The organism is Streptococcus sp. GMD6S (assembly GCF_000297015.1).
Window position 1 is genome coordinate 1 of the sequence record NZ_AJRH01000028.1, and the last position, 20420, is coordinate 20420.

The window sequence follows — 20420 nt, forward strand, 5'->3', positions numbered from 1 at the left end:
AGTGGCTAACTTCTTCTTATGTTGGAAAATTTACAAAAGAAGAAGCAAACTATGCAATTCAACATTTAGGTGACTAATTTTTACAAATAGTGAAGCAAATGAGATGTTTTAATTTTGGCTTGTAGCCTGCAAACCTTTGCACAAATCTAATGATTTTGTTATACTATATCTGTAAGCATTTTCAATTAAAAAGGAGAAGACGATGAGTCAAAAGATTATTGGGATTGACCTTGGTGGGACATCTGTTAAGTTCGCAATTTTAACTCAAGAAGGAGAAATCCAAGAAAAATGGTCTATTAAGACCAATATTTTGGATGAGGGAAGCCATATCGTAGATAATATGATTGAGTCTATTCAGCATCGTTTGGACTTGCTTGGATTGTCAGCTACGGATTTCCGAGGTATTGGAATGGGATCACCGGGTGTGGTTGACCGTGAAAAAGGGACTGTTATCGGTGCATACAACCTCAACTGGAAAACCCTTCAACCGATTAAAGAAAAGATTGAAAAAGCCTTGGGCATTCCATTCTTCATCGATAATGATGCCAACGTAGCTGCTCTTGGTGAGCGCTGGATGGGGGCTGGTGATAATCAACCTGACGTTGTCTTTATGACACTGGGTACAGGTGTTGGTGGTGGTATCGTGGCAGAAGGCAAATTGCTTCACGGTGTTGCTGGTGCAGCAGGTGAGCTTGGCCACATCACTGTTGACTTTGACCAACCAATCGCATGTACCTGTGGTAAAAAAGGCTGTCTTGAGACAGTTGCTTCTGCAACAGGGATTGTCAACTTGACTCGTCGTTATGCAGATGAATACGAAGGCGATGCAGCTTTGAAACGCTTGATTGATGACGGAGAAGAAGTAACTGCTAAAACTGTCTTTGACCTTGCAAAAGAAGGGGACGACCTCGCCTTGATCGTTTACCGTAACTTCTCACGTTACTTGGGTATTGCGTGTGCTAATATCGGCTCAATCCTCAACCCTTCAACAATCGTTATCGGAGGTGGAGTATCAGCAGCGGGAGAATTTCTTCTACAAGGTGTTCAAAAGGTTTATGACGAAAACACCTTCCCACAAGTACGCACAACAACTAAATTGGCTCTTGCAACTCTAGGAAATGACGCTGGAGTTATCGGGGCAGCATCACTTGTATTGCAATAAGATCATAAAAGGAGAAAAACACTACTTTAAAGCCAGTGATTTTCCTCCTTTCTTTTTTTATGCTATACTAGTTAGGACAATAAATGAGGTGAGAGTAAATGACAAAAGCTGATACGATTTTTAAAGAGAATATTGAACGAATCCTCAAAGACGGTGTCTTTTCTGAGCAGGCACGTCCCAAGTATAAGGATGGGACCGTAGCCAACTCCAAGTACGTAACGGGTGCCTTTGCCGAGTATGACTTGGCTATGGGGGAATTTCCCATCACAACCTTGCGTCCCATTGCGATCAAATCCGCCATCAAGGAAGTACTCTGGATCTACCAAGATCAGTCTAATAGCTTAGATGTTCTCAATGACAAGTACAATGTTCACTACTGGAATGACTGGGAAGTGGGAGATACGGGAACCATCGGTGAACGCTATGGGGCAGTCGTTAAGAAACACGACATCATCAATAAGATACTTAAACAGTTGGAAGCCAACCCTTGGAATCGTCGCAATATCATCTCACTCTGGGATTACCAAGCTTTTGAGGAGACAGATGGTCTTCTTCCATGCGCCTTTCAGACCATGTTTGATGTCCGTCGGGTTGATGGGGACATCTATCTGGATGCGACCTTGACCCAGCGTTCGAATGATATGCTGGTGGCCCACCACATCAATGCTATGCAGTATGTGGCTCTTCAAATGATGATTGCCAAGCATTTCGGATGGAAGGTTGGGAAGTTTTTCTATTTTATCAACAACCTTCATATCTATGATAATCAGTTTGAACAAGCAGAGGAATTGCTCCGTCGTGAGTCGTCAAACTGCCAACCACGTTTGGTCTTGAATGTACCAGATAAGACTAATTTCTTTGACATCAAAGCCGAGGACTTTGAGTTGGTTGACTATGATCCGGTTAAGCCACAGCTGAAGTTTGATTTGGCTATTTAAGAAAAATGTAAATATCCTTCTATGACTAACACCTCATAAGTTAGACAGAAAAATCTAACTTATGAGGTGTTTTCTTATGTTGTAATTTATGAGGATAAAGTTCAAATTTATAATCTGCAAAAGCAGGCTTTTCGTCAACTGTAGTGGTCTAGCGAAAAGCCTTTTTAAGACAGGTATAGGAGTCATTGTGCTGACTATAGTTAAACTTTTTCGGACTAAGCATATCCTTCTGTCTGCTAGGACGAGTGTAAGGAGAGATAGGAGTGATGTCTTAATTCAGTAAGAACTTAAGTTTAATGGGAGTTTTGTAACTGGAATTCGCGATAATGTAAGAAAGTTTGATGTTTTCTATCTAGCTAAAGAGGGCAGGCAATACCTGACTGTTACGTACATTACCTGCCTCCAAACTATAAGCCTGCGCTCAGCAGTACTTATCGCTGAGCAGTCTAGGCAAAACTCTCCTTAGAAATTAAGATTATCCAACTCCGATAATAATAATTCCTTCTAGTAAAAAGAGTAGGAGTGGTAATATTTTTTGTTTTTTCATGTGTAATCCTCACTTTTGTTTTTTTTATTATATGTTATTATTGGGGTGAATAAAATATATTCCCATATATGCGTGATGGAGGTTCAGAATGAAAAATTTTGGAGAAATTTTTAAAAAGTTTAGAGAATCAAGAGGATTGCGGTTAAAGGATCTCACGAAGGCTGGTATATCAACATCTCAGCTTTCACGTTTCGAAAAAGGAGAAACGGATTTAACCATTTCAAAGTTTATACATATTCTAAATGAAATTAACATGCCAATTGATGAATTTATGTATGCCGTTCATGATTTTCATCGTGATGAACTAAATGAACTATTAGCTCAGGTTAGGAAATGTGTAACGACTCGCGACATTGAAGGGATGAAGAGATTGTTGATATCTCAAATGGAAAATGAAGGAAAACGAGAGAAATTTCATCATATAAATACCATTTTAGTTAAAATTCGCCTTCAGGATTTATCGGGAGAAAAATACTATAATGAAACAGATTTGGATGATTTAACCGATTATCTATTTGGTGTTGAATATTGGGGATATTATGAATTGTTGATTTTCATGAATACTTTGGATGTTCTAAAACATGATGTTTTTATGGTTTTAGCAAGAGAAATGTCTAGACGATCAGATTTTTATAAAGAAATTCCTATTAATCGACGCCTGATTTCAACCATGTTGCTTAATGCTTATATTACCTGTATTGAAAAGAAAAAGTTTATGGATGCTTTGTATTTTGAAAAACAATTGAAACAATGCTTTTTTATCGAGACAGAAATTTATGAAAGACTCATTTTTCTCTATGCTCAAAACCTTTATCGCTATCAAAAAAACGGAAATAAGATTGCAATTATTGAAATGGAAAAATGTATTGGAGCAATAAAATTAGCAGGCAGTAACCACTTAGCAAAGATTTATGAAGGACATTTAAAAAAAGTTTTAGGGGAGGACAGTCGTCAAGCAGATATGGGAAAGAAATTTTGACTGAACTATTGAATGATATAATCATATCATCAAATAAAGGAGGACAATAAAATGGATAATCTCAAAATTATCGATTTGGAAGAATTACTAGCCAATAAATCAGCCTATGTTATTCATGATTGCGGCCCTAGTCATTCTTGTGGTGGAGGTCGGTAACGACTATCTTATTTTTATTGTGAGAGGGATTTTTATTCCCTCTCTATGTTATATAGGGGGAATAATTATGTTAAAAGCATTTATTACAGAATCCGATACTCTTTATTTTAATTCTGAAACCTTTACTTTATCAACTTCAATAGATGATTTGAATAATAATATCAAAAAAGAAAACGATTATAATATTTTAAAAAAAGTAGTAATCAATATTTCAAATAACTGTAATCTTTCATGTACATACTGCTATGCTGATGGTGGTAATTACGGAATGATGAATCAACTGATGAATATTGATACAGCAGATAAAATTATTGATCAGCTAGTCTCTCGCAGAATTCAATGTATAAAGAGATTAATCCTTTTTGGAGGCGAGCCGTTTTTAAATATTGATTTGTTTGTTTATATTATTGAAAAGCTATCTAAAAATATTGAGATTCAAAAAATTGAAACTGTGACAAATGGTACCATCCTAAATAAGAAAGTTGAAATGATGATTAACAATTATCATCCTTTTTTAACAGTTAGCCTTGATGGCCCACAATTGATTCACGATAAGTTAAGAGGCAAGGGAAGTCATAGACGAACATTGAATTTTATTCAGTATTTAAAAGAAATAGATTACGAAAATTTTGAAGTCGCTTCTACTTACACGCGGATGCATCAAATACTTGGATTTCAAAAAGGGGATATCTATAGATATTTTACTGATATGGGTGTTAGATTTAATATCAATAATGTATTTAGCAAAAATAAAATTCTAATAGTTAAAGAAATGGAAATGACTGAAGAAAATAGAAAAACATTTATCGATCAGTCATTCGAAGATATTATCAATAATAATGTTAAAAACTACATTAGCCCGATTGTTTATGATGTGCTACTTTCAATGATTTTTAAAAGTAAGATAGAATCGTTTTGTGATGATATTGATCCAGAAACAACAATAACATTTGATGTTGATGGATCAACTAAATCTTGCTTTAGATTTTGGGGGACCCATAGCAGTGATAAAGTTACACAATTCAATAATAAGGATAACTTTTCTAAGTGTAAAGATTGTTGGTGTAGAGGAATGTGCATGGAATGTGTCGCAAATATGATTGATGGCTATTCATCAATTATTTCTGAAGAAGGAAAATTTATTGAGTGTAAAAAACAAGATTTAATGGAATACTGTATTTATAAAATTATTGAATTGAGTAAGGATAAAGAGCGTTTAACAAAATTAGTTAACAATTTTGAAAGGTTCATTAGATATGCTTAAAAAGTTCATCACAAAAAAACATTTGGTGCTCTATTTTATTTTCATTGCTATTACGTGGTTAGAGGCTATCATCACACCAACCTTGGTATCGATGATTATAGCCAGTTTTGAGAAGAAGATTCTGGATGATTTATGGATAGCCCTTACTGTAGGTATAATTGGTAATTTATTTATTCTTATTGGATTGGCTGGGAAAAGGTATTATTATGCCAAGTTAGTAGCAGATTTCACTTGGATCATGAAATATAAATTGTTTGAGCATTTTCTATATAATAAAAATAGTAAAAAAGAGGATATCCTATCCAATCTTGAAAACGATGTCAAACAATTAGAAACGTCTTATCTCGAACCAGCAGTCATTATTATTTCCTCAGTTGGTTTTACAATAGTTTCCATTGTATATGCATTGACAACAAATTTTTGGTTGGGCTGGATATTTATCTTTTTTTACTCTATGCCTGCACTCTGTAGTGGTATAGGTAGTAAAAAATTAGCCCTTATTTCTGAGGAAAAAGCGACGTCGAATCAGGAGTACTTGTCTCAGACAACGAATATCATTGGTGGAGAGAGTGTGATTAAAAATTACGGTGCTATGGATTTCTTCTATTCTCTTTTCAGAAGAGCCTTGTCGAAGAGAATTGATCAGGACATTCGTTATGAACAACAACGTACGATTAATAATATTCTCATTAATAGTATTGACGCATTTTGTTCGGTAGTTCCCATCATTATCGGTGGTATAATGACTTATTATAATTATTTGTCAGGAGCTAGTTTTGTTGCAATTTATCTAGTATCTCATAACATAGGCTATCAATTCAATGAATTGTCATATTTTATCAATACCTATAAATCAAGCAAGCAGCTTAGGAATCGTTATGATTTTCTACTTCAAGATGCGATTATACAAACAGATGACCTGTCTTCAACATCACTTTTTCCTATCTTAGTTGATTGCGTCAGTTTAAGTTTTGAAGATAATATACTTTTTGAAAATCTATCATTTGAAATTAAAAAAGGAGAAAAAATTGCTCTAATAGGTGCAAGTGGTTGTGGTAAGTCAACCTTACTTAACCTCATCTATGGGCAACTATCTCCAGATTTGGGGAAGGTGACTTATGCTGGTCAGATCTTAAATCAAGAGCAAGTTGCCAAATCAGCTTCTTATATTTTACAAGATTCCTATATTTTTGATGGTTTATCACTTGAGGAGAATATTACCCTTGGAGAGTCGATGGATAATATAAAGATGGACCTGATTCTTAATCGAGTAAATCTAGAATTTTTAAAGGGACATCTTCTTTATGGAAATCATCTTTCTGGTGGGGAAAAGCAACGTATAGAAATCGCTCGCAGTTTGTATCATAATAGTGATCTGATTTTGGCAGACGAGGTTAAAGCCAATCTTGATAAAGTGAATTCAAAACAAATTTCAAATATCTTATTAACCCTTCCACAAACCTTGGTTGAGGTAATCCACCATTATGATGAGGAGACACTTGCACAATACGACAAAGTAATTAATTTGTCTCAGTGACAATCAATAAAAAGAGGAAAGTATGTCTCGTTCATTTGTAAAATTATTAGTACGCGAATTGTTTGCATTTGGATGACAGTTAACATCATTGTGTATATATACGTTATTACAAAATCTGATATTGTAAATTTAATAGATTCAATATTGCCTTTTTATGAATAATATAAGTAAAGAATAGTAGCAAACATATTTAATTTACACCTCAATCATGAAATTTTCTGTCTAACTTTCGTAATATAGATTCATACTTTATTTATCAATTCGATTTCTACTTTTTAATTATAAAGTATGGGTTAAAAGTCGTCGAAATCAAAAAACACATAGTATCAGTTTTTTGAATACCTGATACTATGTGTTTTATTGTGGAAATATTTATTGGGCATTCTCCTCAAATTAAGTTTATCCCCAACTTCTTTTGTTGCTTAATGTGATACGCGACGGCGAGCTGCTTTTTTACGGTTTTCTTCGATGAAAGCTGCTTTTTGCTCTTCTGGCTCAATCACTTTCTTTTTAATTGCGTATACTGCACCTGCAACGGCAGCGACAGTTCCTGCGACACCTGTTACAAGACCTTTAGCGAATCCTTTAGCCATGAGTCTTCCTCCTTTATCTTTCCGATCAGCCAGGCTCCTTAAGTGGTAGCATTTTTCTGACTGAACTTTTTGTGATATAATAATAGTAACGAAAAAATGGAAATTTTTCAAGGAAAAAAGATGAAAACAAAAATAATTGTGATTGTTGGACCGACTGCTGTTGGGAAGACAGCCCTTGCTATTGAAGTGGCCAAGCGCTTTGGTGGAGAGGTGGTTAGTGGTGACAGTCAGCAAGTATACAGAAGGCTAGATATTGGGACGGCCAAGGCTAGCCCAGAGGAGCAAGCTGCTGTTCCTCATCATTTGATTGATGTCAGAGAGGTGACCGAGTCTTACTCGGCTTTTGATTTTGTTTCAGAAGCTAAGAAGGCTATTGAGGATATTCAAAGCCGTGGCAAGCTAGCCATTATAGCTGGTGGAACTGGGCTTTATATTCAGAGCTTGCTGGAAGGCTACCATCTAGGTGGAGAGACACCTCATGAGGAGATATTAGCCTATCGAGCTAGTTTAGAGCCTTATTCAGATGAGGAATTAGTCCATCTCGTGAAGCAAGCAGGCCTTGAAATTCCCCAGTTTAACCGTCGTCGTGCCATGCGTGCCTTGGAAATTGCCCATTTTGGTAAGGATTTGAAAAATCAGGAAAGTCCTTATGAAGCTTTGATTATCTGCTTGGATGATGAACGCAGTCAGCTTTATGAACGTATCAACCGTCGAGTAGATCTGATGTTTGAGGCTGGACTTTTGGATGAGGCTAAGTGGCTCTTTGACCATTATCCAGATGTGCAGGCAGCCAAAGGCATTGGCTACAAGGAACTCTTTCCTTATTTCCGTGGGGAGCAAACTCTTGAGGAAGCCAGCGATAGTCTCAAACAGGCAACCCGCCGTTTTGCTAAGCGTCAGTTGACCTGGTTCCGTAATCGCATGCAGGTGACCTTTTATCAGATAGGAGAGCCTGGAGTTCAAAACCGCATTTTAAGCCAGATTGAGGAGTTTTTAAATGATTGAAACGGAGAAAAAAGAGGAACGTGTCCTACTCATCGGTGTGGAATTGCAGGGCATGGACAATTTTGACCTCTCCATGGAAGAATTGGCCAGTCTGGCTAAGACTGCTGGAGCAGTCGTAGTAGGTAGTTACAGGCAAAAACGTGAAAAATATGATTCCAAAACTTTTGTTGGCTCTGGTAAGTTGGAAGAGATTGCGCGGATGGTGGATGCAGAAGAAATTACCACAGTCATTGTCAATAACCGCTTAACTCCACGGCAAAATGTCAATCTAGAAGAAGTTCTCGGTGTCAAGGTCATAGACCGTATGCAGTTGATTCTGGATATCTTTGCCATGCGGGCTCGAAGCCATGAAGGAAAACTCCAAGTTCATTTGGCTCAGCTCAAGTATCTCTTGCCTCGCTTGGTTGGTCAGGGGATTATGCTCAGCCGTCAGGCAGGGGGAATTGGTTCCCGTGGTCCAGGTGAAAGCCAGCTGGAATTGAATCGTCGTAGTGTTCGTAATCAAATCACAGATATCGAGCGCCAGCTCAAGGTGGTAGAGAAAAATCGGGCAACAGTTAGAGAAAAACGTCTGGAGTCGAGTACCTTTAAGATTGGTTTGATTGGCTACACCAATGCTGGGAAATCAACCATCATGAACACCTTGACCAGCAAGACCCAGTATGAGGCTGACGAGCTCTTTGCGACCCTGGATGCGACAACTAAGAGTATCCATCTGGGGGGCAATCTTCAGGTTACCTTGACTGATACGGTTGGGTTTATCCAAGATTTGCCGACTGAATTGGTGTCCAGTTTCAAGTCAACCTTGGAAGAAAGCAAGCATGTGGACCTTCTGGTGCATGTCATTGATGCCAGCAATCCTTACCACGAGGAGCATGAAAAAACGGTTCTGTCTATCATGAAAGACTTGGATATGGAGGATATTCCTCGACTGACCCTTTACAATAAAGCGGATTTGGTGGAGGATTTCACGCCTACTCAAACGCCGTATGCCCTCATTTCTGCCAAGTCTGAGGATAGTCGTGAGAACTTGCAAGCATTGTTTTTGGAGAAGATCAAGGATATTTTTGAAGTCTTTACCCTGCGCGTGCCTTTTTCTAAGTCTTACAAGATTCATGATTTGGAAAGTGTAGCGATTCTGGAGGATCGTGACTACCAAGATGATGGAGAAGTGATTACAGGCTACATTTCCGAGAAAAATAAATGGAGGTTAGAGGAATTTTATGACTGATATTAAAATGTTGGCTCTAAAGTATGGAGGTTATACAAGTCTGGATAAGGTCTATCTGGATCAGCTTCTAGCTGGCAAAACAGAGCAGGAGCAGTTAGCTCTCGTCACACCTCCTCCGAGTGTAGTCAATGCCTACTTTGCTGAACTCTACCAGAAAAAGAGTCCTCAGGCTGCGACAGATTACTTTGTAGAACTCAGTCATGAACTGAATCTCTACAATGTTGAACCAAGTTTCACCTTTGAAAATAAGCCTTTTATTCGTCTGAACCTGTCGGGTAAATCTTTTGGATTTTGCTATGAGAGTGAGGGACTGGGGCGGATTTTCTCAGAAGCTGAGGAAGTAATCACAGCTGACTTGCTCTTTGAAATTGCGCAAATTTTCCCCCATCAACTCGTCTTTGAAGAGTCTGGCAAGATTTACATGAAAGCTGTCGGAGATGAGGAAGTTATTAGTGTAGAAAATCTCACAGCTTTGACGGATTTGGAAAGTTTGGCTGATGGTCGCAAACGTCTAAAGGGCTACAGCCAAGAGGATTTATTGCAAGAAGCTGCTGCTTTTTCTGGAAAGCGCTATTTCCGATCGGAAAATCGCACAGCCATGTTATATATTGATTAATTAGAAAGTATCGAATGGATATTCAATTTTTAGGAACAGGGGCTGGTCAGCCCTCTAAAGCCCGTAACGTCTCAAGTCTCGCCCTGAAACTCTTGGACGAGATTAACGAAGTCTGGCTTTTTGACTGTGGAGAAGGAACGCAAAATCGTATTCTGGAAACCACGATTCGACCACGTAAGGTCAGCAAAATCTTTATCACTCACCTGCATGGAGATCATATCTTTGGCTTGCCAGGATTCCTTTCTAGTCGTGCCTTTCAGGCCAATGAAGAGCAGACAGATTTGGACATTTATGGACCTCAAGGGATTAAGTCATTTGTCTTAACCAGCCTTCGTGTGTCCGGTTCTCGTCTGCCTTACCGCATTCATTTCCATGAGTTTGACCAAGATTCTCTAGGGAAAATCCTTGAAACCGATAAATTCACGGTGTATGCAGAGGAGCTGGACCACACTATTTTCTGTGTTGGCTATCGTGTCATGCAAAAGGACTTAGAAGGTACCTTGGATGCTGAAAGACTTAAGGCTGCTGGTGTTCCATTTGGCCCGCTTTTTGGAAAAATCAAAAACGGTCAGGACGTTGTTCTAGAAGACGGAACTGAAATCAAGGCAGCAGACTATATCTCAGCACCACGACCTGGTAAGATTATTACTATTCTGGGTGACACCCGAAAAGCTAATGCCAGTGTGCGTCTAGCTGTTAACGCTGATGTCCTTGTCCATGAGTCGACTTATGGCAAGGGAGATGAAAAAATTGCCCGCAACCACGGTCACTCAACCAATATGCAGGCAGCACAAGTAGCAGCAGAAGCCGGTGCTAAACGCCTCTTGCTCAATCATATCAGTGCTCGTTTCCTCTCAAAAGATATCAGTCAGCTCAAGAAAGATGCGGCAACTGTTTTTGAAAATGTCCATGTGGTCAAAGACTTGGAAGAAGTGGAAATTTAGAAGATTGAGAAAGGATAAGTATGCGCACCATCATCATCACTGGAGCAAGCGGTGGCTTAGCCCAAGAAATGGTCAAACTCTTGCCAAATGACCAACTCATCTTGCTAGGTAGAAACAAGGAAAAACTAGCCCAACTATATGGAAATCATCCTCATGTGGAATTAATTGAAATCGATATTACTGATGACTCAGCCCTGGAAGCACTAGTAGCTGACCTCTATCTCCGTTATGGCAAGATTGATGTCTTGATTAACAATGCTGGCTATGGAATTTTTGAAGATTTCAACAAGATCTCTGATCAAGACATTCACCAGATGTTTGAGGTCAATACCTTTGCCCTGATGAATCTGTCTCGTCGCTTTGCGGAGCGCATGAAGGAAAGTCGAAAAGGCCATATCATCAATATCGTCAGCATGGCAGGTTTGATAGCGACTAGCAAGTCCAGTCTCTACTCAGCGACCAAGTTTGCAGCTATTGGATTTTCAAACGCTCTGCGTCTCGAACTGATGCCCTATGGAATCTATGTGACAACAGTCAATCCAGGACCGATTCGTACTGCCTTTTTTGACCAGGCAGACCCAGATGGGACCTACCTCAAGTCGGTTGACCGTTTTCTCTTAGAACCAGATGCAGTCGCTAGAAAGATTGTCAAAATCATAGGAAAAAACAAACGGGAACTCAATCTCCCAGTTTTGTTGAACCTAGCCCATAAGTTTTATATCCTTTTTCCCAAGCTGGCTGATAAGTTGGCTGGGGGGATCTTTAATTATAAGTAAAAGGAGTTCCTTACAAAAGGAACTTTTTTATACTATTTAACTGAGTGTCAAAAATTTGTTTGTTTTTTGTTCTAAATCTATATTCACATTTAATGAATTTTCTACAAATTTTAGAAAAAACAATCAAAAATATGATTTTTTGTGTTTAGGGTATTGAAATTTCCTATATTATTTTATAAAATAAGGGTAAAAGACTATGGAAAAGTAATACGCTTACAATGAAATGGAAGCGGTTACTAAAGGAGGATTTTATGGAAAAAGGCCATTGGAATCGTAAAAGAGTCTACAGCATTCGTAAGTTTGCCGTAGGCGCTTGCTCTGTCATGATTGGAACCTGTGCGGTTCTATTTGGAGGAAGTGTCATTGGAGAATCACCAGTTTTCGCAGATGAAACTCCGATTACTCACACTGTGGAACAAGCAAAAGAGGAAAGTCCGGCAGTGGAGGAAAAAGAAAATCAAGCTGTAGCAGAGCACAAGGATGCTGCAAGTGTCGATCAAAGTCAAGCCACTCCAATTGAAGCAAGCAAACCAGAGGTGAAAGAAGAGGAACCTGTAGCTCCAAAAGAGGAGAAAGCATCTCTAAAGCCTGAAGAAACAGCTCCAAAGGTAGAATCTCAAGCTTCAAGTCAAGAAAAGCCTGTCAAGGAAGATTTGAAAGCTGCGACAAATGAAGAAGTGAATCAAATGATTGAAGATAGAAAAGTGAATTTTAATCAAAATTGGCACTTTAAACTCAATGCGAATCCTAAAGAAGCTGTGAAATCAGATGCAGATGTATCAACATGGCAAAAATTGGATCTCCCACACGACTGGAGTATCTTTAACGATTTTGACCATCAGTCACCTGCCCAAAACGAAGGTGGACAGCTCAATGGTGGTGAAGCTTGGTATCGTAAGACTTTTAAACTTGATGAAAAAGATCTCAAGAAGAATGTTCGTTTGACCTTTGATGGTGTCTACATGGATTCTCAAGTCTTTGTCAATGGCCAGTTAGTGGGACATTATCCAAACGGTTATAACCAGTTCTCATACGATATTACCAAATACCTCCACAAAGATGGTCGTGAGAATGTGATTGCTGTCCATGCAATTAACAAACAACCAAGTAGCCGTTGGTATTCAGGTAGCGGTATCTACCGTGATGTGACCTTGCAAATGACAGATAAGGTTCATGTTGAGAAAAATGGGACAACCATCTTAACACCAAAGCTAGAACAACAGCAACATGGCAAGGTTGAAACGCATGTGACCAGCAAAATCGTTAATACAGACGATAAAGACCATGAACTTGTAGCAGAGTATCAAATCGTTGAACGTGGTGGTCAGGCTGTAACAGGTTTGGTTCGTACAGCGAGCCGTACCTTGAAAGCACATGAATCAACAAGTCTTGATGCGATTTTAGAAGTTGAACAACCAAAACTCTGGACAGTTTTAAATGACAAACCAGCCTTGTACGAATTGATTACGCGTGTTTACCGTGATGGTCAATTGGTGGATGCTAAGAAGGATCTGTTTGGTTACCGTTACTATCATTGGACTCCAAATGAAGGTTTCTCTTTGAATGGTGAACGCATTAAATTCCATGGTGTTTCCTTGCACCATGACCACGGAGCGCTTGGAGCAGAAGAAAACTATAAGGCAGAATACCGTCGTCTCAAACAAATGAAGGAGATGGGTGTTAATGCCATCCGTACAACTCATAACCCTGCAAGTCCACAGACATTGCAGATTGCAGCAGAGCTTGGTTTGCTGGTTCAGGAAGAGGCCTTTGATACTTGGTATGGTGGTAAGAAACCTTATGACTACGGACGTTTCTTTGAAAAAGACGCTACTCACCCAGAAGCTAGAAAAGGTGAAAAATGGTCTGACTATGATCTTCGTACCATGGTCGAAAGAGATAAAAACAACCCAGCTGTCTTCATGTGGTCTATCGGAAACGAAATCGGTGAAGCCGATGGTAAACCTCATTCTCTAGCAACGGTTAAACGCTTAGTAAAAGTGATTAAAGATGTTGATACTACACGTTATGTTACCATGGGAGCAGATAAGTTCCGCTTTGGTGATGGTAGTGGTGATCATGAGAAAATTGCTAATGAACTGGATGCAGTTGGTTTCAACTATTCAGAAGACAACTACAAGAAACTTCGTGCGAAACATCCAAACTGGTTGATTTACGGTTCTGAAACATCTTCAGCTACCCGTACACGTGGAAGTTACTATCGCCCTGAACAGGAATTGAAACATAGTAACGGACCTGAGCGTCATTACGAACAGTCTGACTATGGTAATGACCGAGTTGGCTGGGGTAAAACGGCAACAGATTCATGGATCTTTGACCGTGACAACGCTGGCTATGCTGGACAGTTTATCTGGACAGGTACGGACTATATCGGTGAACCTACACCATGGCACAACCAAAACCAAACTCCCGTTAAGAGCTCTTACTTTGGTATCGTAGATACAGCAGGTATTCCAAAACATGACTTTTATCTCTACCAAAGCCAATGGGTTTCTGCCAAGAAGAAACCGATGGTACACCTTCTTCCTCACTGGAACTGGGAAAATAGAGAATTGGCATCGAAAGTTGAAGATTCAGACGGAAAAATCCCAGTTCGGGCTTACTCAAACGCTGCAAGTGTAGAATTGTTCTTAAATGGTCAATCTCTTGGAGTTAAGAAGTTCAACAAAAAACAAACCAGTGATGGCCGTACCTACCAAGAAGGTGCCAATGCTAAGGAACTCTATCTTGAGTGGAAGGTTGCGTACCAACCAGGTACCTTGGAAGCTGTAGCTCGCGATGAAGCTGGAAACGAAATTGCACGTGATAAGATCACGACTGCAGGCCAACCAGCAGGTGTTCGCCTCGTCAAGGAAGAACACGCAATCGCAGCCGATGGAAAAGACTTGACCTACATCTACTACGAAATCGTAGACAGTGAAGGAAATGTGGTACCAACTGCCAATAATTTGGTTCGTTTCCAATTGCATGGACAAGGTCAACTGGTCGGTGTCGATAATGGGGAACAAGCCAGCCGTGAACGTTATAAGGCACAAGCAGATGGTTCTTGGATCCGCAGAGCCTTTAACGGTAAAGGGGTTGCCATTGTCAAATCAACTGAACAAGCAGGTAAATTCACGCTAACTGCCCACTCCGATCTCTTGAAATCTGATCAAGTAACCGTCTTTACTGGCAAGAAAGAAGATCAAGAAAAGACTGTTCTCGGAACAGAGGTGCCAAAAGTTCGTACAGTCATTGCCCAAATTCCAAAAATGCCGAAGACCGTCGCTTTTATCTACAGTGATGGCAGTCGTGAAAAACGTCCAGTGACTTGGTCTTCAGTTGATGTGAGCCAAGCAGGAGTTGTGACTGTTAAAGGTATGGCAGACGGACGCGAAGTTGAGGCCCGTGTCGAAATTCTAGCAATTGCAAATGAGCTTCCAACTGTTAAGCGTGTTGCTCCAGGAACAGACTTGAGCGCTGTTGACAAATACGTTTCTATTGCTGTTACGGATGGAAGCGTTCAAGAATACGAAGTTGATAAGTGGGAGATTGCGGAAACAGATAAAGCTAAACTGTCAGTTGCAGGATCACGTATTCAAATGACTGGCCAACTAGGTGGTGAGATTATTCACGCTACCCTTATAGTAGAAGATGGTGATGTTGCAGCACCTGTAGTACCAACTGTAACGGTTGGTGATGAAGCTGTCACTGGTCTTACTACTCAAAATCCAATGCAATACCGCACACTTGCTTATGGAGCTGAGTTGCCAAAAGTCACAGCAAGTGCTGAAAATGCGGATGTTACTGTAGTCCAAGCAAGTGCAGCAAACGGCATGCGTGCAAGTATCTATGTTCAACCAAAAGATGGTGGCCCTCTTCAAACCTATGCAATTCAATTCCTCGAAGAAGCACCAAAAATTGACCACTTGAGCCTACAAGTAGAGCAAGCTAACGCTCTTAAAGAAGACCAAACAGTGAAATTGTCTGTACTCGCTCACTATCAAGACGGAACACAGGCAGTTCTACCAGCGGATAAAGTTACCTTCTCTACAAGTGGTGAAGGGGAAGTCGCAGTTCGTAAAGGAATGCTTGAGTTACATAAGCCAGGAGCAGTCACTCTGAAAGCGGAATATGAGGGAGCTAAAGGCCAAGTTGAACTCACTATCCAAGCCAATACTGAGACGAAGGTTGCGCAATCTATCCGTCCAGTAAATGTAGTGACAGACTTGCATCAAGAACCTACTCTTCCAACAACAGTAACTGTTGAGTATGACAAAGGTTTCCCTAAAACTCATAAAGTCATTTGGCAAGCTATTCCAAAAGAAAAACTAGACCACTATCAAACCTTTGAAGTTCTAGGTAAAGTTGAAGGTCTTGATCTTGAAGCGCGTGCTAAAGTATCTGTAGAAGGCATCGTTTCAGTTGAAGAAGTCAGTGTGACAACTCCAATCGCAGAAGCACCACAATTACCAGAAAGCGTTCGTACCTACGATTCAAATGGCCACGTTTCATCAGCTAAGGTTACTTGGGATGCGATTCGTACAGAGCAATACGCCAAGGAAGGTGTCTTTACAGTTAATGGTCGCCTAGAAGGTACGCAATTAACAACTAAACTTCATGTTCGCGTATCTGCTCAAACTGAGAAAGGTGCAAACATTTCTGACCAATGGACCGGATCAGAATTGCCACTTGCCTTTGCTTCAGACTCAAATCCAACTGATCCTGTTTCAAACGTCAACGATAAATTGATTTCCTTTAATGACCGCCCAGCTAACCGTTGGACAAACTGGAACCGTAGTAATCCAGAAGCTTCAGTTGGTGTCCTATTCGGAGATTCAGGTATTTTGAGCAAACGTTCAGTTGATAATCTAAGTGTCGGATTCCACGAAGACCACGGAGTTGGCGTACCGAAGTCTTATGTGATTGAATATTATGTCGGGAAGACCGTTCCAACAGCCCCTAAAAACCCTAGCTTTGTAGGTGAGGAAAACCATGCCTTTAATGATCCTGCAAACTGGAAAGAGGTAAGCAATCTCAAAGCACCAGCTCAATTAAAAGCTGGAGAAATGAATCATTTCAGCTTTGATAAAGTTGAGACCTATGCGGTTCGCATTCGTATGGTTCGACTTGATAGCAAGAAAGGAACGTCTATCACAGAAGTACAAATTTTTGCGAAACAAGTTGCGGCAGCTAAACAAGGACAAACAAGAATCCAAGTTGACGGTAAAGACTTAGCAAACTTTAACCCAGATTTGACAGACTACTACCTTGAGTCTGTAGATGGAAAAGTTCCTGCAGTAACAGCAAGTGTTAGCAACAATGGTCTCGCCACCGTCGTTCCAAGTGTTCGTGAAGGTGAGCCAGTTCGTGTTATCGCGAAGGCTGAAAATGGTGATATCCTAGGAGAATACCGTCTACACTTTACAAGCAATAAAGACTTGCTCTCTCGTAAACCAGTTGCCGCGGTCAAACAAGCTCGCTTGCTACAAGTAGGGCAACCGCTTGAATTGCCAACTAAGGTTCCTGTTTATTTCACAGGTAAAGACGATTACGAAACAAAAGACTTGGCAGTAGAATGGGAAGAAGTTCCAGCAGAAAAGCTGACAAAAGCAGGTCAATTTACCGTTCGAGGTCGTGTCCTTGGTAGTGATCTTGTTGCTGAGTTCACTGTACGAGTGACAGACAAACTTGGCGAAGCTCTTTCAAATAACCCAGAGTATGATGAAAATAGTAACCGCGCCTTTGCTTCAGCCACTAACGACATTGATAGAAACTCCCATGACCGTGTGGACTATCTCAATGACGGAAATCATTCAGAAAATCGTCGTTGGACAAACTGGTCTCCAACACCATCTTCTAATCCAGAAGTATCAGCAGGTGTGATCTTCCGTGAAAATGGTAAGATTGTAGAACGGACTGTAGCGCAAGCCAAACTTCATTTCTTTGCAGATAGTGGTACGGATGCACCATCTAAACTCGTTTTAGAACGCTATGTCGGTCCAGAGTTTGAAGTGCCAACCTACTATTCAAACTACCAAGCCTACGACACAGACCATCCATTCAACAATCCAGAAAATTGGGAAGCTGTTCCTTATCGTGCGGATAAAGACATTGAAGCCGGTGATGAAATTAACGTTACCTTTAAAGCTGTCAAAGCCAAAGCCATGAGATGGCGTATGGAACGCAAAGCGGATAAGAAGGGTGTTGCGATAATTGAGATGACCTTCCTTGCTCCGAGTGAATTGCCTCAAGAAAGTACCCAATCAAAAATTCTTGTAGATGGAAAAGAACTTCCTGACTTCGCTGAAGATCGTCAAGACTACCAAATCACCTATAAAGGTCAACGTCCAAAAGTCTCAGTCGAAGAAAGTAATCAAGTAGCTTCAACAGTTGTAGATAGCGGAGACGATAGCCTTCCAGTACTTGTTCGCCTTGTTTCAGAAAGTGGAAAACAAGTCAAGGAATACCGCATCCACTTGACTAAGGAAAAACCAGTTTCTGAGAAGACTGTTGCTGCTGTACAAGAAGAACTTCCAAAACTCGAATTTGTTGAAAAAGATTTGGCCTATAAGACAGTTGAGAAAAAGGATTCAACCCTGTATCTAGGTGAAACTCGTGTAGAACAAGAAGGAAAAGTTGGTAAGGAACGGATCTTCACGGCGGTTAATCCTAGTGGAAGTAAGGAAGAAAAACTCCGTGAAGTGGTAGAGGCTCCGACAGACCGCATCGTCTTGGTTGGTACTAAACCAGGAACTTCTCTTCCAGAAGACGAAGTGAAGAATCTTGTCCTCGACAGACCAGAACTTGTAGTTGAAGAAGAAACAATTGATTTTAAGGTTCAGGAACAAAAGAATGATCAGCTTCCAGTGGGTCAAACTCGTGTTCTCCAAGAAGGTCAAAAAGGTATCCGTGTTCACTTGATCGAAGTTGAAAATGGCAAGCGAACTGAAAAAGAAAGCTATGATAAAGTCGTGGCTCAGGATCGCATTGTAGAAGTTGGTACGGCTAGTGAAACAACTAAACCAGTACCTCAAGAATCTACAAAACCACAAGTATCAGAAAAAGCAGATACAAAAGAAATTGTTTCAAGTGAAGCTAGTCATGTTCAAGAAGAACAGTTACCAAATACAGGAAGTGCAGAAAGTCAAGCAGCTCTAGCAGCAGGTTTAGCTCTTCTTGGCTTGAGTGCAGGTCTAGTGGCCACTAAAGGTAAAAAAGAAGACTAGAATGAATCAGTATTTCTTCTAAATGTATCTTAGAAAGACCAGGGAATCCTGGTCTTTTTAATGGGTAGAAGTATTATCTAAAGAGCAATTTAACGTTTGTGAAATCAGATAACCAAAATGATAAAAACACTATCTGGTATCGAAAACGAGATGAACTTATTTTTTAAAAAATGGCGGTAAAATATACCAGATTTTGTTTCGATGATAGGAGAAGAAAAGATACAAAGCGGTTAATATACGGATGTGAAAAAGTCGATTTCAACCTGTAAGAAAAAATTGGATTTTTTTTATAAAAATTTGCTTGATAGTTCTAGCCTTTTTCTTCATAGTATGATAAAATGTGGATGTAATGTGGCTAATAATTTTCGCTTGAAAAAGGAGAATGGTAATTAGTTGGGGACAATCATTTAGTTTACTATTACATTGTACATTTACAACTGAATATTATAAGAAAGGAAGATTAAATGAACAAGAAAATAAGATCTTGGATTCAGATCCTTATTCTTTGTTTGGGAGTTATTCTCCAATCATTTGCCCCTCTGACGCAAGTACATGCGACAGAGTATAATGATGTGATCACTAGTGTTGGTGTTGAAAACAGATCTGGTGAAGCTTTAACGCAAGGGTTGGATATTTGGCAAGAATTCCGTCTTACTGCAGATTTTGTTTTGCCAGATAATACGGTGCATGAAGGTGATACAACAACACTTCAATTGCCATCAGAGATTACATTTTCAAACTCTTCAGACATTGAATTACGAGATGCTTCTAACAATCTTGTAGCTACTGGTCGTTTAGATGCAGCTAGCAAAACAATTACTCTAACTTACACAAAGTTTGTTGAGAATAATTCTGGCGTTAGGGGGAAATTCTTTGTTTATGTCCGAGTTGACCATGACGTTGTTTCAGAAGAAAAAGACGTTGATGTCAATATTACTGTAGGACATAGAGTTCTATTTGCAGGGAAAATCCGTTATAACGGTCCTCCAGGGAAATACGACTCTAAAATTGAAAAGAGTTCCTTCCAATACAAGGATGACGAGAAAAATGTAATCCGTTATAACATTACTGTAAACCGCAATATGGCGAACTACAGTGATGTCACTATCAAAGATGCTTTCTCTTCTCCAAATATGACATTCCTACCAGATACTTTTCGTATTTACAAAGTAGATTGGAGTTGGAATAACGGAGACTGGAAATGGACTAATGCTCAGGATATGACCGAAACCTTTAAAAACCAACTAGTGGTAAATGCGAATGGTGATGGTTTCACCCTTCCTTTAGGAGATACTAATGGTTTTGGTTATATGATCGAGTATCGAGCTAAAGCGAATTATGATCTAGTCGATGGTGAGGAAATCACGAACGTAGCCAACATGAGCTACAATGGTAGTGAGAATGAACAATCAACCAGCACACGTACCTACCAGATTGCAGGTG

15 protein-coding genes are annotated in these 20420 nt (G+C 39.8%); 14 read left to right on the forward strand and 1 reads right to left on the reverse strand.

Annotation, left to right across the window (positions count from 1 at the left end; translation table 11 throughout):
* From GMD6S_RS12220 to gggC, 7 genes are all read left to right on the forward strand, one after another.
* On the forward strand, positions 1-77 hold a 77-nt coding region (locus tag GMD6S_RS12220), incomplete at its 5' end, for an Ltp family lipoprotein (protein WP_008293223.1).
* Positions 78-202: 125 nt separating this feature from the next.
* Positions 203-1162 carry an ROK family glucokinase gene (locus tag GMD6S_RS05800; protein ID WP_000078594.1) on the forward strand — a complete coding sequence of 320 codons (960 nt, stop codon included), beginning with the start codon at positions 203-205 and terminating at the stop codon, positions 1160-1162.
* Between the two features lie 98 nt (positions 1163-1260).
* A complete protein-coding gene (locus GMD6S_RS05805; protein WP_000158622.1) occupies positions 1261-2100 on the forward strand; it encodes a thymidylate synthase in 840 nt (279 codons plus the stop codon).
* A 635-nt stretch (positions 2101-2735) separates the two neighbouring features.
* Entirely contained in the window at positions 2736-3626 is an 891-nt protein-coding gene (locus GMD6S_RS05810; RefSeq protein ID WP_000787635.1) for a helix-turn-helix domain-containing protein, read from the forward strand.
* 51 nt (positions 3627-3677) lie between these two features.
* Positions 3678-3782 carry a streptosactin gene (gene gggA / locus GMD6S_RS13135; RefSeq protein WP_000369345.1) on the forward strand — a complete coding sequence of 35 codons (105 nt, stop codon included), beginning with the start codon at positions 3678-3680 and terminating at the stop codon, positions 3780-3782.
* A gap of 67 nt (positions 3783-3849) precedes the next feature.
* A complete protein-coding gene (gene gggB, locus GMD6S_RS05815; RefSeq protein ID WP_000909921.1) occupies positions 3850-5046 on the forward strand; it encodes a streptosactin maturase GggB in 1197 nt (398 codons plus the stop codon).
* Entirely contained in the window at positions 5039-6583 is a 1545-nt protein-coding gene (gene gggC / locus GMD6S_RS05820; RefSeq protein WP_000913380.1) for a streptosactin export ABC transporter GggC, read from the forward strand. Before gggB ends, gggC begins: the two co-directional genes overlap by 8 nt.
* 422 nt (positions 6584-7005) lie before the next feature.
* Here the strand turns inward: gggC and GMD6S_RS05825 are convergent, their stop codons facing one another.
* Positions 7006-7176 (reverse strand): DUF3042 family protein, encoded by a 171-nt coding sequence (locus GMD6S_RS05825; RefSeq protein ID WP_001051782.1) that lies wholly within the window; start codon positions 7174-7176, stop codon positions 7006-7008.
* Between the two features lie 120 nt (positions 7177-7296).
* Between GMD6S_RS05825 and miaA the strand changes: the two genes are divergently transcribed.
* The 7 genes from miaA to GMD6S_RS05860 form a co-directional block, all read left to right on the forward strand.
* Positions 7297-8181 carry a tRNA (adenosine(37)-N6)-dimethylallyltransferase MiaA gene (gene miaA, locus GMD6S_RS05830; RefSeq protein WP_000850175.1) on the forward strand — a complete coding sequence of 295 codons (885 nt, stop codon included), beginning with the start codon at positions 7297-7299 and terminating at the stop codon, positions 8179-8181.
* Complete coding sequence (gene hflX, locus GMD6S_RS05835) at positions 8174-9412, forward strand: GTPase HflX (RefSeq protein WP_000573181.1); 1239 nt, start codon at positions 8174-8176, stop codon at positions 9410-9412. The genes miaA and hflX overlap by 8 nt, the downstream gene beginning before the upstream one ends.
* Entirely contained in the window at positions 9405-10028 is a 624-nt protein-coding gene (locus GMD6S_RS05840; protein WP_000129676.1) for a hypothetical protein, read from the forward strand. Before hflX ends, GMD6S_RS05840 begins: the two co-directional genes overlap by 8 nt.
* A 14-nt stretch (positions 10029-10042) precedes the next feature.
* The gene (rnz, locus tag GMD6S_RS05845; protein ID WP_000354322.1) at positions 10043-10972 is read left to right on the forward strand and encodes a ribonuclease Z; all 930 of its coding nucleotides are present in this window, start codon (positions 10043-10045) and stop codon (positions 10970-10972) included.
* A gap of 20 nt (positions 10973-10992) precedes the next feature.
* Positions 10993-11748, forward strand: coding sequence for an SDR family NAD(P)-dependent oxidoreductase (locus tag GMD6S_RS05850; protein WP_001259144.1), 756 nt, complete (start codon positions 10993-10995; stop codon positions 11746-11748).
* Positions 11749-11999: 251 nt separating this feature from the next.
* Positions 12000-18977 carry an LPXTG-anchored adhesin/beta-galactosidase BgaA gene (bgaA, locus tag GMD6S_RS05855; RefSeq protein WP_000410705.1) on the forward strand — a complete coding sequence of 2326 codons (6978 nt, stop codon included), beginning with the start codon at positions 12000-12002 and terminating at the stop codon, positions 18975-18977.
* 464 nt (positions 18978-19441) lie between these two features.
* Positions 19442-20420, forward strand: a 979-nt coding sequence (locus GMD6S_RS05860) for an Ig-like domain-containing protein (RefSeq protein ID WP_001035132.1), incomplete at its 3' end; no start/stop codon positions are given.